The 15,120-nt window shown below is 70.9% G+C and carries 13 protein-coding genes; 8 read left to right on the forward strand and 5 right to left on the reverse strand.

What is annotated here, in order from left to right:
* The first annotated feature begins 165 nt into the window (after nt 1-165).
* Entirely contained in the window at nt 166-2,511 is a 2,346-nt protein-coding gene (locus RR1_RS02580; RefSeq protein ID WP_051110987.1) for an arylsulfatase, read from the forward strand.
* 11 nt (nt 2,512-2,522) lie between these two features.
* Here the strand turns inward: RR1_RS02580 and RR1_RS02585 are convergent, their stop codons facing one another.
* From RR1_RS02585 to RR1_RS02600, 4 genes are all read right to left on the reverse strand, one after another.
* On the reverse strand, nt 2,523-2,747 hold the full coding sequence (locus tag RR1_RS02585; protein ID WP_010836305.1) for a hypothetical protein: 225 nt from the start codon (nt 2,745-2,747) through the stop codon (nt 2,523-2,525).
* A gap of 72 nt (nt 2,748-2,819) precedes the next feature.
* Nucleotides 2,820-3,923: a hypothetical protein gene (locus tag RR1_RS02590; RefSeq protein ID WP_051110984.1), complete on the reverse strand. Its 1,104-nt coding sequence runs from the start codon at nt 3,921-3,923 to the stop codon at nt 2,820-2,822.
* Nucleotides 3,924-4,022: 99 nt separating this feature from the next.
* Nucleotides 4,023-5,183: an MFS transporter gene (locus RR1_RS02595; RefSeq protein ID WP_255312182.1), complete on the reverse strand. Its 1,161-nt coding sequence runs from the start codon at nt 5,181-5,183 to the stop codon at nt 4,023-4,025.
* A complete protein-coding gene (locus tag RR1_RS02600) occupies nt 5,180-6,133 on the reverse strand; it encodes a PAC2 family protein (RefSeq protein ID WP_010836302.1) in 954 nt (317 codons plus the stop codon). The genes RR1_RS02595 and RR1_RS02600 overlap by 4 nt, the downstream gene beginning before the upstream one ends.
* Nucleotides 6,134-6,184: 51 nt before the next feature.
* On the opposite strand from RR1_RS02600, the gene metH reads away from it, so the two are divergent.
* Nucleotides 6,185-9,754, forward strand: a complete 3,570-nt coding sequence (metH, locus tag RR1_RS02605; protein ID WP_010836301.1) for a methionine synthase — start codon at nt 6,185-6,187, stop codon at nt 9,752-9,754.
* A gap of 38 nt (nt 9,755-9,792) precedes the next feature.
* On the opposite strand, the gene RR1_RS02610 is transcribed toward metH, so the two are convergent.
* Entirely contained in the window at nt 9,793-10,308 is a 516-nt protein-coding gene (locus tag RR1_RS02610) for a MarR family winged helix-turn-helix transcriptional regulator (RefSeq protein WP_010836300.1), read from the reverse strand.
* A gap of 128 nt (nt 10,309-10,436) precedes the next feature.
* Here RR1_RS02610 and RR1_RS02615 point away from each other — a divergent pair, with 128 nt between their 5' ends.
* The 6 genes from RR1_RS02615 (at nt 10,437) to hisG (ending at nt 15,007) form a co-directional block, all read left to right on the forward strand.
* Entirely contained in the window at nt 10,437-11,228 is a 792-nt protein-coding gene (locus RR1_RS02615) for an SDR family NAD(P)-dependent oxidoreductase (protein WP_010836299.1), read from the forward strand.
* Between the two features lie 91 nt (nt 11,229-11,319).
* On the forward strand, nt 11,320-12,039 hold the full coding sequence (locus RR1_RS02620) for an HAD family hydrolase (protein WP_371836774.1): 720 nt from the start codon (nt 11,320-11,322) through the stop codon (nt 12,037-12,039).
* 24 nt (nt 12,040-12,063) lie between these two features.
* Nucleotides 12,064-12,894 (forward strand): oxygen-dependent tRNA uridine(34) hydroxylase TrhO, encoded by an 831-nt coding sequence (trhO, locus tag RR1_RS02625; protein ID WP_010836297.1) that lies wholly within the window; start codon nt 12,064-12,066, stop codon nt 12,892-12,894.
* A 1-nt stretch (nt 12,895) separates the two neighbouring features.
* The gene (locus RR1_RS02630; RefSeq protein ID WP_010836296.1) at nt 12,896-13,843 is read left to right on the forward strand and encodes a pseudouridine synthase; all 948 of its coding nucleotides are present in this window, start codon (nt 12,896-12,898) and stop codon (nt 13,841-13,843) included.
* Nucleotides 13,822-14,103, forward strand: a complete 282-nt coding sequence (locus RR1_RS02635; protein WP_174555393.1) for a phosphoribosyl-ATP diphosphatase — start codon at nt 13,822-13,824, stop codon at nt 14,101-14,103. The genes RR1_RS02630 and RR1_RS02635 overlap by 22 nt, the downstream gene beginning before the upstream one ends.
* Before the next feature lie 52 nt (nt 14,104-14,155).
* Nucleotides 14,156-15,007 (forward strand): ATP phosphoribosyltransferase, encoded by an 852-nt coding sequence (gene hisG, locus RR1_RS02640; RefSeq protein ID WP_010836294.1) that lies wholly within the window; start codon nt 14,156-14,158, stop codon nt 15,005-15,007.
* Nucleotides 15,008-15,120 lie beyond the last annotated feature (113 nt).

The following is a 15,120-nucleotide window of genomic DNA, read 5'->3' on the forward strand; positions in this document are numbered from 1 at the left end:
ATGGGCCGAACCGTAGAGCACACCCGATTGGCCCGCAATCGCCGGAGAACCGAAAACAGTTGCACTCACGGTGATTCGAACGATCTCGTGCACGTGACGTGCGCGGACATCTGCTCACGCCGATTTCAATCCGGCGCCGCCGCGAACGGGTGCTTCACTGCGGGCATGTCGCCCACATCCCGCGCGCCGCGCGAGTCCGAGATCCCGCCCCACGCCAGGGGGTACGACGGCTTCGGCGGAGTGGCCGGACGCACCGCGGCGGAGTCGACGCCCCACTGGCCCGCGCGCGAGCGTGCCCGTTCCGGTAGCCCCAACGTCGTCGTGATCCTCGTCGACGACATGGGATTCGCCGACATCGGTCCGTTCGGCTCCGAGATCCCGACGCCGAACCTCGACCGGATCGCCGGCGACGGCTACCGGTTCACGAACTACCACACGACACCGCTGTGCTCGCCGTCGCGCGCGGCGCTGCTCACCGGTCTCAACCCGCACCGCGCGGGATACGGCTTCGTCGCGAACGCCGATCCCGGCTTCCCGGGCCTGCGCCTCGAACTCGCCGACGACGTCCACACCCTGCCCGAGGTGCTGCGCGGCGCCGGGTACGCGACGTACGCCGTGGGCAAGTGGCATCTGGTGCGCGACGCGAACATGAGTCCCGGCCGTACCCGCGAATCCTGGCCCACCCAGCGCGGTTTCGATCGGTACTACGGCTCGCTGGAGGGGCTGAACTCGTTCTTCCACCCCAATCAGCTGGTGGCCGACAACTCGGCGCAGGACGTGGACGAGTATCCGGAGGACTACTACCTCACCGACGATCTCACCGACCGCGCGCTGTCGTTCGTGAAGGATCTGCGCGCGCACGACGCCGAGAAGCCCTTCTTCCTGTACTTCGCGCACGTCGCGATGCACGGTCCGCTGCAGGCGAAGGCGGCCGACATCGCGAAGCACCGCGGGCGGTACGACCAGGGGTGGGACGCCGTGCGTCGCGAGCGGTTCGCGCGCCAGATCGCCGACGGCCTGTTTCCGGAGGGGACCCGCGACGCCCGCAACGTCCTGGGCGGCTTCGACGTCCCGGCGTGGGATTCGCTCGACGCGGAGACGCAGGAGCGCTACGCCCGGTATCAGGAGGTGTACGCCGCGATGGTCACCTCGATCGACGACTCGCTCGGGAGGCTGCTCGCGCTGCTGGACGAGCTCGGCGAGACCGACGACACGATCGTCGTCTTCACGACGGACAACGGCGGGACCGCCGAGGGTGGTGCCGAGGGGACCCGCAGCTACTTCGCGGAGTTCGCGCGGATCCGCGAACCGGGCTGGGTCGGCGACGTTCCGCACGATGTCGATCTCATCGGTGGCCCGCGCCTCGGCGTGCACTATCCCCGCGGCTGGGCGCAGGCGTCGAACACGCCTTTCCGGTTCTACAAGGGGCAGTCGTTCGCGGGCGGCGTCCGCGTCCCGTTGCTCGTGTCGTGGCCGGCCGGGCTGGCGCGGCAGGCGGACGACGACGGGCTACGGACGGAGTTCGCGTACGTCACCGATCTCGCGCCCACGCTGCTCGACCTCGTCGGGGCGACGGCCCCCGAGCGGCGGCGGGGCCTGCCCGCACAGCCCGTAGACGGTGTGTCCGTCGCGGAAGTGCTCCGCGATCCGGCGGCGGACTCGCCGCACACCGAGCAGTACACCGAGATGACGGGCAATCGCGGCTACTACCGTGACGGCTGGAAGCTGCTGGCGCTCAACCCGACACTGCTCGACCCGGCCTCGGACGTGGGCGAGCCGCGCTGGGAGCTCTACGACGTGCGATCCGATCCCACCGAACTCCACGATCTCGCCGCGCGGTATCCGGAGCGGGTCGCCGAACTCGCGCAAGCGTTCGACGACGCGGCATGGGCGAACACCGTGTACCCGATCCTGGGCAACGCGGTCGGTGCGGTCCGCGGGCCGGGGGAGGAGCACTACGCCGCGCCGGTGCGGCTGCTGCCCGGGACACCCGTCCTCGAGCGTTATCGCAGTGCCCGGCTCGTCGCGCTGCGCGACTGGTCGGCGCACGCCCGGATCGGTGCGTACGCCGGTGAGGTGGGTGTGCTGCTCGCACACGGCGACCCGCAGGCCGGGTACGCGCTGTACGTCGAGGACGGCGACGCGGTGCTCGTGTACAACGCGTACGGCGTGATCGAACGCGCCGCGTCCCCGGTTCCCCACGGCGCCACAGGAATCGGTGTCGTCGCGACGGTGACCGGCCCGGTGCGGTGGGACCTCGCACTCGTGATCGGCGACGATGTCGTCGCAACGATCTCCGACGTCCCGCAACTCGTCGGAATGGCGCCGTGGACGGGAATCTCGATCGGCCGCGACGCCCGTGGCCCGGTCGATCCCGATCTGCGCAATCGTCGGGGAGTGTTCCCGTGGACCGGTGAACTGCGCGACGTCACGTACGCGAGCGGCCCGCGGTCGATCGCGCCCGAGATCGAGGAGGCGATCGAGCGCGAGTACGCGGCGCTCACCGACTGAGCGGCGAGGCGTCAGCGCCGGACGAGAGCGAGAACTCCCCGGCCGAGGTATTCGCGCTGGAACCGCGCATACTGCGCGGGCTCGGTGGTGAGTTCGGCCCGGGCCTCGGCTGCGAGGTCGTCGTCCGGGTTCCGGTCGAGCCACCGGCGCATCGACAGCCACTGCGCCGCGACGTAGCGATCCCAGCTGTCTCGATCGGACAGCATCTCGCCCGACCCGCAGGAGAGGTCGAGCACGCGCGTGCCCGGGGCCGGTCGCAGGGCGCGGCCGAGGGCGGCGAGCGTCTCGGGGCGGGCGCGTCACGAGGGTCAGGACATCGGTGTGCGCCACGCTGCCTCGTTGCGGGTCATCCACTGCAGCAGGTGCTCCGCCTCCTCGGCTTTCGCGCCGCCACAGCCCAGCAGGTCGGCGAAGGCCTGGGCGGGCGGCGCGTAGCGGACGTCGTCGCGGCGCGTGAGCCGGTCGAACACCACGGGGGAGCGGGGGGTCGCGACGACGACGTCGGCCGCCGGATCGGCCGGTGAGACGAGCGGGCGCAGGCCGAGTTCGGTGGCGAGCGCACGGACGTCGTCGGCGTAGAGATCGAGGGCCGACACGGCTGCGTAGTCGGTGACGAGACGTGCAGCGGCGCTGCCGGTCACGGAGTACACGTGCTCGTCGAGTGCCGCGAGCCTGCACAGCACCTCTGCGACGCCGTCGGGCGCGCGAAATCCCTGGCGCTGGCACCCACTGAACGACGCGTCGGCGCTCCACGCCCGCAGCATCGCCTGCCACCGGACGCGGGTGATCGGGCCACGCGGAATCCGGTCGAGCAGGTCCCGTTCCGCGAGCGTCTCGACGACGCGGTAGGTGGCCCCGGTCGAGGCCCCCGAGAGCGTCACGACCTGCGGGACGGAGGGCTGACCCGAGTTGTCGGCGAGCGCGCGCACCACGCGTGCGGCGGGGTCGCCGGTGAGCTGCGCCGGCGGGCGGCCGGGGCCGCGCCACGGGTCGGCGTCGGCACCGCGATCGCGTACCCAGATCGCGGGTCGCGGCGCGCACAAGGACACGTTGCCGGTCGCGTCGGCGTAGGAGAGTCCTCGCGAGTCCAGGTGGCGGCGTACGGGATCCGACAGATACCGCGCGCAGACGAGCCCGTTGTCACCGTCGGCGACGGTCTCGGCGATCCGGGCGACGTCGCCCGCGAGGACACCGCGTGCCGCGACGACCGAGAACGAGGCGACCTCGCCGGTGGGAGCGGTGACCGTGAGCCGTTCGGGTGCGTCGGCGAGGCTGCGAGCCTTGCCGGAGGCGACCGTCCAGCCCGGGGGGAGGGCGGCGCGCAGCGTCGTGACCGCGAGCCGGAACAGGTCGATGTCGCGTTCGGGCCGCGGGGGAAGGTCCGCCGTGATCGTCTCGGGGTGTGCCGTCACGATCCGAACGCTACGAGTCGGTCCCGTGCGGAAACCGGAATTGCGCGAGTACGGCGTGTCGTGAATCCGGACAGGACGGAACAGCAAGAAAACCCGAACTCACCGGCGCGGCATGAGCATCGGCGCCAGAACCACCAGGAGGACGGCTGGGATCACGAACGCGGCGAGCGGCGAGATCGCGTACACGGGGGTGAGGGCGAGCGGCGCGATCGCGTTGCCGGAGAAGCGCAGCGCCTGAACGACCGAGACCGCGCCCGCTGCTCCCGGTTCCGTCGAGCCCAGGACGGCGGTGTTGACCCCGACGAGCACGAACTGCGCCGACACCCCGGCACAGAACCACGCGACGGAGAGGACCGCGACGCTCGGGACGGCACCGACCGCGCAGACGAGCGCGGCACCGGTCACCGCGCCGAGCAGCGTCGCGCGATACGCACCGAGTCGGTCGATCACGTCGCCGACCCGGCGTGCCGTCAGGATCCCCGCGACCCCGAAGCCCGTGAGAACGAGCCCGCGCGCGGTCGGATTCAGCGTGAACACGTCGTCGGCGCGGAACGAGACGAGGAAGTTCAGCCCGCCGAGCGCGCCCCAACCGAGCAGCGCGACCCCGCCGATGCGCAGAGTGCGGGCCGTGAGGGCGTCGCGCAGCCGCGCGGGCTCGCCGCCGGTCGCCGTGGCCGCGGGCATCCCTGTCGCGCCCATCCCGACCGCGACGACCGCCAGCACGACGAACGCGAGCCGCCACGTCACCTCGCCCGCGAGGCCGCCGACGAGCGGGGCACTCGCTTGGCCGGCGGCCTGGCAGGCACCGAAGATGCCGAGAGCCCGGCCGAGCCGCTCACGCGGCGTCACGGCCGCGAGCGCCGCCATGAGCAGGGGAGTGGTGAACGCGTTCGCGCAGCCCTGCAGCACGCGCCCCGCCGAGAACACCACGAAGGTCGGGGCGAGCACGCACAGCAGCGACGCCGCCGCGTACACCCCGTACGCGATCCGGACGGTGCGGCCGCGGCCCCATCGGGCACCGAGCGTGCCGGAGAACAGCATGCAGGCGGCGAACGGCAGCAGGTACGACGTCAGGCTCGTCGCCGCGGCGGCGGGACCGACCGAGAGATCCGCACCGATCTCCGGCAGCACCGACGCGACGACGCTGCCGCCGAACGGACCGAGGAAGCCGCCGCCGTAGAGCACGGCCACCTGGAGACGGGGGCGCAGCGGCCTGCGCCGGGGGCCCTCCCCGCGATTCGCGGCGGAGCCGCGCGTCACCGCCCGAATCCGCCGGGACCGCGCCGCCGCAGATACCGCTCGAATTCCTCGGCGAGCGCGTCGCCGTCGATCTTCGCGATCGCATCGGAGATGTCGATCTCGGCGTCGCCGCGCTCCTCGAGCGAACGGACGTAGTCGCCGATCTCCTCGTCCGACGTCGTCATCTCGGTGACGGCGTCCTCCCATGCCTCGGCCTGCGTCGGCAACTCGCCCAGCGGGACCTCGAGATCGAGGACCTCCTCGACCCGCTGCAGCAGCGCGACCATCGCCTTCGGGTTGGGCGGCTGCGAGACGTAGTGAGGAACGGCCGCCCAGAACGAGACCGCCGGGTTGCCGGCCCGCACGCACTCGTCCTGCAGGACGCCCGTGATGCCCGTCGGGCCCTCGTACCGGGTCTCCTCGAGGTCGTACTTCGCCGCGGCGTCCGCGCTGTACGCCGAGCCGGTGACGGGCACGGGCCGCGTGTGCGGGGTGTCCGCGAGTAGTGCACCCAGGATGACCGCCGTCTCGATCTTCAGTTCGTTCATGAGCTCGATGAGTTCGGCGCAGAAGCTGCGCCAGCGCATGTTCGGCTCGATGCCGCGCAACAGCACGATGTCGCGGGTCGAGCCGGGCGGGGTACACACCGACAGCCGCGTCGCGGGCCACGAGATCTCGCGGGTCACGCCACCGATCATGCGGACCGTCGGGCGGTTGACCTGGTAGTCGTAGTAGTCCTCGGAGTCGAGTTCGGCGAGCGGTTGCGCGTCCCAGATCAGTTCGAGGTGTTCGACCGCCCCGCTCGCGGCGTCGCCGGCGTCGTTCCATCCTTCGAACGACGCGACGAGGACGGGATCGCGCAGCGCGGGCAGCCCTGTGATCTCGGGCACGCCTGCCGCGGCGCCGTCGGCGTTCCCGGAACGGGAATCGCCTGTGCGGTCGGCACCTGTCGGCATGTCGGGAGAGTTCACCCACCCAGCCTACGACCGGGGGCCGCGCTTGTGCCCACTAGTCTGGACGCCATGTCTGCCGTCTCCCGCTCTGGCCTGCTCGATGCGCTCCGCACGCGTGTCGTCATCGGTGACGGCGCGATGGGCACGATGTTGCAGGCCGCGGATCTCACGCTCGACGATTTCGCCGGCCTCGAAGGCTGCAACGAGATCCTCAACGACACGCGTCCCGACGTCCTGCGCGGGATCCACCGCGCCTATTTCGAGGCCGGTGCGGACGCCGTCGAGACCAACACCTTCGGCTGCAACCTGCCCAATCTCGCCGACTACGACATCGCCGACCGCATCCAGGAGCTGTCCGAGAAGGGCACCGCGCTCGCGCGCGAGGTCGCCGACGAGATGGGACCGGGACGCGACGGCCTGCCGCGGTTCGTGCTCGGCTCGATGGGGCCGGGCACCAAACTTCCCAGCCTCGGCCACGCCCCCTACGCGACGCTGCGCGACGCCTACACCGAGGCGGCGCTCGGCATGATCGACGGCGGCGCCGACGCGATCCTCGTCGAAACCTGCCAGGATCTGTTGCAGGTCAAGGCCGCGGTCCTCGGCAGCCGCGCCGCGATGGCCCGCCGCGGCGTCGACCTGCCCGTCATCACCCACGTGACCGTCGAGACGACCGGCACCATGCTGCTCGGCAGCGAGATCGGTGCCGCGCTCACCGCGATCGAGCCGCTCGGCGTCGACGTCATCGGGCTGAACTGCGCCACCGGCCCGGACGAGATGAGCGAGCACCTGCGGCACCTGTCGCAGCACGCCTCGATGCCCGTCTCGGTCATGCCGAACGCCGGGCTCCCGCTCCTCGGGCCCAACGGCGCGGAGTACCCGCTGACGCCCGACGAGCTCGCGGAGGCGCTGTCGGGCTTCGTGAGCGAGTTCGGGCTCTCGCTCGTCGGCGGCTGCTGCGGCACCACGCCCGAGCACATCCGGGTGCTCGCCGACGCCGTCGCCGACGCCGAGCGGGCCCGGCGCACGCCGTCGCACGAGTCCGCGACGTCGTCGCTGTACACGTCCGTCCCGTTCGATCAGGACGCGTCGATCCTCATGATCGGCGAGCGGACGAACACCAACGGCTCGAAGGCGTTCCGTGAGGCGATGATCGCCGAGGACTACCAGCAGTGCCTCGAGATCGCGAAGGACCAGACCCGCGACGGCGCGCACATGCTCGACCTCAACGTCGACTACGTGGGCCGCGACGGCGTCGCCGACATGGCCGCGCTCGCGAGCCGGTTCGCGACGGCGTCGACGCTGCCGATCATGCTCGACTCGACCGAGCCCGCCGTGCTGCAGGCCGGACTCGAGAATCTCGGCGGCCGCTGCGTCGTGAACTCGGTGAACTTCGAGGACGGCGACGGCCCCGAGTCGCGGTACCAGCGGATCATGGCCCTCGTGAAGGAGCACGGCGCGGCCGTCGTGGCTCTCACGATCGACGAGGAGGGCCAGGCCCGCACCGCGGAGAAGAAGGTCGCCATCGCGGAGCGCCTGCTCGCGGACATCACCGGCACGTGGGGACTCGACGAGTCCGACGTCGTCATCGATGCGCTGACCTTCCCGATCTCCACCGGCCAGGAGGAGGTGCGGCGCGACGGGATCGAGACCATCGAGGCGATCCGCGAACTCGCGAAACGTCATCCGCGCGTGCACTTCACGCTCGGCATCTCGAACATCTCCTTCGGTCTCAATCCCGCTGCGCGGCAGGTGCTCAACTCGGTGTTCCTCCACGAGGCGACGCAGGCCGGACTCGACACCGCGATCGTCCACGCGTCGAAGATCGTTCCCATCGCGCGGATTCCGGACGAGCAGCGCGAGGTCGCCCTCGACCTCGTCTACGACCGCCGTGCCGAGGGCTACGACCCGCTGCAGCGGCTCATGGAACTGTTCGAGGGCGTCTCCGCGGCGTCCGCACGCGAGTCGCGCGCCGCGGAACTCGCGGCGCTGCCGCTGTTCGAGCGGCTCGAGCGGCGCATCGTCGACGGCGATCGCAACGGCCTCGGTGACGACCTCGCTGCCGCGATGGAGGAGAAGCCGCCGCTCGCGATCATCAACGAGACGCTGCTGTCGGGCATGAAGACCGTCGGTGAGCTCTTCGGATCGGGCCGCATGCAGCTGCCGTTCGTGCTGCAGTCGGCCGAGGTCATGAAGGCCGCCGTCGCGCACCTCGAACCGCACATGGAGGCGACCGACGAGGACGGCAAGGGCCGGCTCGTCATCGCGACCGTCAAGGGCGACGTCCACGACATCGGCAAGAACCTCGTCGACATCATTCTCAGCAACAACGGCTACGACGTCGTCAATCTCGGGATCAAGCAGCCGATCTCGTCGATCATCGAGGCCGCCGAGGCCGAGCGCGCCGACGTGATCGGCATGTCGGGCCTGCTCGTGAAGTCCACCGTCGTCATGAAGGACAACCTCGCCGAGCTCAACACGCGCGGGGTGGCGGACAAGTACCCGGTGCTGCTCGGCGGCGCCGCACTGACCCGCTCGTTCGTCGAGAACGATCTCGCCGAGATGTACGAGGGCGAGGTCAGTTACGCGCGCGATGCGTTCGAGGGGCTGCGGCTCATGGACGAGATCATGGCGACCAAACGCGGTCACGCCCCCGATCCGGACAGCCCCGAGGCGATCGCGGCCCGCGAGAAGGCGGCGGAGCGCAAGGCCCGGCACGAGCGAAGCAAGCGGATCGCCGAGAAGCGCAAGGCTGCAGAGGCTCCCGTCGAGGTGCCGGAGCGTTCGGACGTCGCCGCCGACATCGCGGTGCCGACGCCGCCGTTCTGGGGAACCCGGATCGTCAAGGGCGTCGCTCTCGCCGAGTACTCGGAACTCCTCGATCACCGCGCGCTGTTCCTCGGGCAGTGGGGGCTGCGCGGCCAGCGCAAGGGCGACGGGCCGACGTACGAGGACCTCGTCGAGACCGAGGGCCTGCCGCGGCTGCGGTACTGGCTCGACCGGCTCGGCGTCGAGGGGATCCTGGCGCACGCGGCCGTCGTGTACGGCTACTTTCCCGTCGTCAGCGAGGGTGACGACGTCCTCGTGCTCGCCGAGCCGGACCCGGATGCCGAAGTGCGGCAGCGGTTCTCGTTCCCGCGTCAGCAGCGCGGGCGGTTCCTGTGCATCGCCGACTTCGTGCGTTCGCGCGAGAGCGCCCGTGCGAGCGGTCAGGTCGACGTGTGGCCGATGCAGCTCGTGACGATGGGACAGCCCATCGCCGACTTCGCGAACGAGCTGTTCGAGGCGAACGCGTACCGCGACTACCTCGAGGTCCACGGTCTCGGGGTCCAGCTCACCGAGGCGCTCGCCGAGTACTGGCATCGCCGGGTCCGCGAAGAACTCGTCTTCGGCGACGGTCGCGCCGTCGCGGCGCAGGACCCCGACGACGTCGAGCAGTTCTTCGACCTCGGCTATCTCGGGGCGCGCTATTCCTTCGGGTACGGCGCGTGCCCGAACCTCGAGGACCGCGGGCCGCTCGTCGAGATGCTCGGCGCCGACCGCATCGGGGTGACGCTGTCGGAGGAACTGCAGTTGCATCCCGAGCAGTCGACTGACGCGTTCGTGCTGCACCACCCGGAGGCCAAGTACTTCAACGTCTGATCCCGCCTGCTCGACCGCGTCGCCCGTCCCCGCACCGCCTACGGGCTCGGTGCGGGGCCGGGCGGCGGTGCCCAGCCGTCCTCGTCGCGCACGGCACGCATGATGCGGTGGCCGATCTCGCGGAGCTGTCGCGTCTGCGATGCCGTCAGTGGATCCAGGACGAGCCGCCTGACCGTGCGCTCGTGTCCCGGGGTGGCCTGCCGGACCTTGCCGTACCCGCGCTCGGTGAGGACGGCGAGCGTGTAGCGCCCGTCGGCGGGGTCGGGGGTGCGGTGGACCCACCCTTTCGACTCCAGCCTCGACGCCGCGCGCGACAACCGCGAGAGGGTGCTGTTCGCGTACCCGGCCAGCGTGCTCATTCGGAGCGTTCCCTCGGGGGCGCGGTACAGGGCGTACAGCACGCCGTACTCGAAGTGGGTGAGCTGTGCGTCTCGCTGAAGGTTGGCGTCGAGGGCGGCGGGCAGCCATTCCAGCACCGTTGCCACCGCGGCCCACGTCGCGAGGTCGTCGCCGGTCAGCTCCGGGGCCGCGGGGGGTTCGATGGCGTCGCGCATGGCGGCAGCCTACCCCTGCGCGCCGGGCCGCAATCGCGTCGATGACTTGCTCAGGCAAGTGAACCTCTCTAGAGTTCACTTGCCCAGGCAAGTCGACAGTCGGCATGCGGGCGACGGAACGGAGCGACATGGACCTGGGTCTGACCGGCAGGACGGCGTTCGTGAGCGGGTCCACGCAGGGCCTCGGCCACGCCATCGCACGGACACTGGCCGACGAGGGTGCGGCCGTCGTCCTCAACGGGCGCAGCGAGGACCGCGTCGAGGACGCGGTCGAGCGGCTCCGTGCTGCAGTGCCCTCGGCGCAGGTCGAGGGAATCGCCGCCGACTTCGCGGATCAGGGCGATGTTCATCGCCTCCTGCAGTCGATCGGCGAGATCGACATCCTCGTGAACAACGTCGGCATCTTCGAGGTCGCCGCGTTCGAGGACGTCTCGGACGACGACTGGCAGCGGTATTTCGATGTCAACCTCATGAGCGGTGTGCGCCTGTCGCGCCGACTCCTTCCCGCGATGCTGGAACAAGGATGGGGGCGCATCGTCTTCGTCGGCAGCGAGTCGGGGGTGAACGTTCCCGCGGACATGACGCACTACGGCGCGACCAAGGCCGCCATGCTCGCGTTGAGCAACGGCCTGGCCAAGGCGACCCGTGGAACGCGCGTGACCGTCAACACGATCCTGGGTGGGCCGACGTACTCCGACGGAGTTGCCCGAACCGTCGAACTGATCGCACAGGCACAGGGCGTGCCCGTCGACGAAGCCAAGAGCGCGATAGCAGCGCGCAACGTGACCTCGCTGCTGCAGCGCTTCATCGAGCCCGACGAGATCGCGAGCCTCGCGGCGTACCTGGCCAGCCCGCTGTCCTCGGCGATCAACGGTGCCGCGGTGCGCGCCGACGGGGGCACGCTCACGACGACCCTCTGATGTCCGCCGACGGAGGCCGGGCCCGACGTGTCCGTGGCCCGGGTCGCGATAGTCTGGACGGCGATCCGCCGTACCGGACCTATCGAAAGGCATCGTGAGTACCGCCGCTTCGCACGACACTGCTGGTCGAGGGCGAAGGCTTCCCGCCGCCGTCCTGTGGGACATGGACGGCACGCTGCTCGACTCGGAGCGGCTGTGGGACGTCGCGATGCGCGAGCTCTCGGAGCACCTCGGCGGTCCGATGTCCGAGGAGACGCGGGAGGCCACCCTCGGCGCGTCGAGTGCGAACGCTCTCGCTGTGCTGTTCGACTCGCTCGGACCCGAGCAGAAGCCCGCGGCCGTCGCCGACGCGAAGGTATGGCTCTTCGCCCGGGTCGGCGAGCTGTTCGGTGGCGGCCTCGACTGGCGGCCCGGAGCCCGCGACGCGCTCGCGACGGTGCGCGGCCTCGGCCTGCGCACCGCGCTCGTCACGAACACCGAGCGCGTACTCACCGAACCTGCGCTCGACACGATCGGACGCGACTTCTTCGACGCCTCCGTGTGCGGCGACGAGGTGCCCTCCGGCAAGCCCGATCCCGACCCGTATCTGCGGGGCGCCGAGTTGCTCGGCGTCGATCCGCGCGACTGTCTCGCCGTCGAGGATTCGCCCACCGGGACGGCGGCGGCGGCCGCCGCGGGATGCCGCGTCCTCGTCGTCCCCAGCGAGGCCGCCGTACCCGCAGGCCCCGGACGGGTCTTCCGCGACGGCCTCGTCGGGCTGAGCGAGGCGGACATCGCCGCAGTGTGGCGCGACGGCGCGCCGGCGGCCTGAGCAGAACGGACACGATCGACCCCCATGCGCAAGACCGTCCTGTTCTACGTCTTCACCCCGCTCGCCGACCCCGAGGCCATCCGGCTGTGGCAGCACGCGATCGCCGACGCCCACGGGCTGACCGGCCGCGTCGTCGTCTCCGAGCACGGCATCAACGCGACGCTCGCCGGCGAGATGGGTGCCGTCAAACGCTACGTCCGCGCCACCCGTGGCTACGCGCCGTTCGCCCGCGCCGACGTCAAGTGGTCGACGACGTACGGCGGCGAGTTCCCCGGCCTGAGCGTCAAGGCGCGACCCGAGATCGTGACGTTCGGCGTACCCCATGAGCTGAAGGTCGACGAGAACGGTGTGATCGGTGGGGGAGTACACCTGACCCCCAGTCAGGTGCACGAGCTGGTCCAGACGCGCGACGACGTCGTGTTCTTCGACGGCCGCAACGCGTACGAGGCCGAGATCGGCCGCTTCCGCGGCGCCGTCGTCCCCGACGTGCGCACGACCCGCGACTTCGTCGGCGAACTCGACAGCGGCAGGTACGACCACCTCAAGGACAAACCCGTCGTCACGTACTGCACGGGCGGGGTGCGGTGCGAGGTGCTGTCCGCGCTCATGACGGCTCGCGGCTTCGGCGAGGTCTACCAGATCGACGGCGGCATCGTCCGCTACGGCGAGAAGTACGGCAGCGACGGCCTCTGGGACGGGGCGCTCTACGTCTTCGACGGCAGGATGAGCGTCGACGTCGGCGCCGGCACCGTCCCGCTCGGCGTGTGCACGCGCTGCGGCGACCCCACGGGGCGCTACGTCAACGACGAGGACGACGACCGCACACTGATCCTCGTGTGCGAGGCGTGCGGCTGACATGCCCGCCCCGCTCCCGGTCCGCGACGGGCTCGGTCCCGACCGGCTGCGGATGCCCGCCGGCTCCGCGGGCCTCACGGTCGCGCGGTTCCTCGAGGGCGCCGCGCCGGACGAGGACTGGGACCGGCGCATCGCGGCCGGCGACGTCGTCGACGAGCACGGCCGCGTCGTCGGGCCCGGAACCACGTGCATGCCGACCCGCTTCGTGTACTTCTACCGCGAGCCACCACCCGAGGTTCCCGTCCCGTTCGCGCTCGACGTCCTGCACCGCGACGACCGCCTCGTCGTCGTCGACAAGCCGCACTTCCTGGCGACGATCCCGCGCGGGCGACACGTCCGCGAGACCGCGCTCGTGCGGCTGCGACGCGATCTCGACCTGCCCGAGCTGATCCCCGCGCACCGCCTCGACCGGATGACGGCGGGCGTCCTCGTGTTCGTGATCCGGCGTGCGGACCGCCGCGCGTATCAGGAACTCTTCGCGACCGGCGCCGTCGCGAACGAGTACCGGGCCGTCGCCGGCACCCGGGCCGGGCTGGAGTTCCCCGCGCGGGTGCGCACCAGGATCGACAAGGAGCACGGCGTCATGACGGCGACGCAGCGCGACGGCGAACCGAACAGCGACACCACGATCGACCTGATCGGCGCGCGGGCCGGGCTCGGCAGCTACCGGCTCGTGCCCCGCACCGGCCGCACCCACCAGTTGCGCCTCCACATGCTCTCGCTCGGGCTGCCGATCCTCGGCGACGACTTCTATCCGCAGTTCCGCTCGCGCGACCCGCACGACTTCGCCGAGCCGTTGCAGCTGCTCGCCCGGCGGCTGACGTTCACCGACCCCGTCACCGGCGAGCCTCACGCCTTCGTCTCCCGCCGCACCCTCGCCCGTGATCCGCTCGCCGAGCCGGTCCGCTGCGGGCGGGCCACACCAGCGTGCGACAATGGGCCATCGTGAAGACCTTCGAATCGCTGTTCGCCGAGCTGACCGAACGCGCCACGACGCGGCCGGAGGGCTCCGGCACGGTGGCCGCGCTCGACGCGGGTGTGCATGCGCAGGGCAAGAAGGTGCTCGAGGAAGCCGGCGAAGTGTGGATCGCCGCCGAGCACGAGAGCGACGACGCGCTCGCCGAGGAGATCTCCCAGCTGCTGTACTGGGTGCAGGTTCTCATGGTCGGCAAGGGCCTGAAGCTCGAGGACGTCTACCGACATCTGTGACCGGCCCGGCCGGTCATCGAACGGATTCCGTACTTCCCCGAGAGGACCCCTCATGCTGCGCGTCGCAGTACCCAACAAGGGCTCGCTGTCCGATTCCGCCGCGGCGATGCTCGCCGAAGCCGGCTATCGCCGCCGGACCGATTCCCGCGATCTCACCGTGCTCGACCCGAGCAACGAGGTCGAGTTCTTCTTCCTGCGCCCCAAGGACATCGCGATCTACGTCGGGTCGGGTGAGCTCGATCTCGGCATCACCGGACGCGACCTCGCGCGCGACTCGAAAGCACCCGTTCACGAGCGGCTCGCGCTCGGCTTCGGTCGCTCGACCTTTCGCTACGCCGCGCCGCGCGGCCGCGACTGGACGGTCGCCGATCTCGCCGGAAAGCGGATCGCGACGTCCTACCCGAATCTCGTGCGCGACGACCTCGCCCAGCGCGGCATCGATGCCGAGGTGATCCGGCTCGACGGCGCCGTCGAGATCTCCATCCAGCTCGGCGTCGCGGACGCGATCGCCGATGTCGTCGGCTCCGGCCGCACGCTCCGCCAGCACGAACTCGTCGCGTTCGGCGACGTGCTGTGCGACTCCGAGGCGGTCCTGCTCGAACAGGACGGGGCCACGGAAGCGAACTCCGCGCGCAACCAGCTCACCGAGCGGCTGCGCGGCATCGTCTTCGCGCAGCAGAACGTCATGCTCGACTACGACTGCCCCAAGGAGATCCTGGACGCCGCGCTCGCGCTGACGCCCGGAATCGAGTCGCCGACCCTCGCGCCGATGGCCGACGAGAACTGGATGGCGGTGCGCGCGCTCGTCCCCGTCCGTGGTCACAACTCCGTCATGGACGCACTCGCGGATCTCGGCGCGAAGGCCATCCTCGCCTCCGACATCCGCTCCACGCGCGCACTCTGAGATTCGCGTCGCCCCGCCGCACCCGCTGCGGCGGGGCGACGCGAATCTTGCCGTGGCACGGCGCGGGCTGTGCCAGCATCGGAATCGGACATCGCCACCCACGCGAGGAGTTC

It is taken from the genome of Rhodococcus rhodnii NBRC 100604, assembly GCF_001894925.1.
Lineage (GTDB): Bacteria > Actinomycetota > Actinomycetes > Mycobacteriales > Mycobacteriaceae > Rhodococcus_F > Rhodococcus_F rhodnii.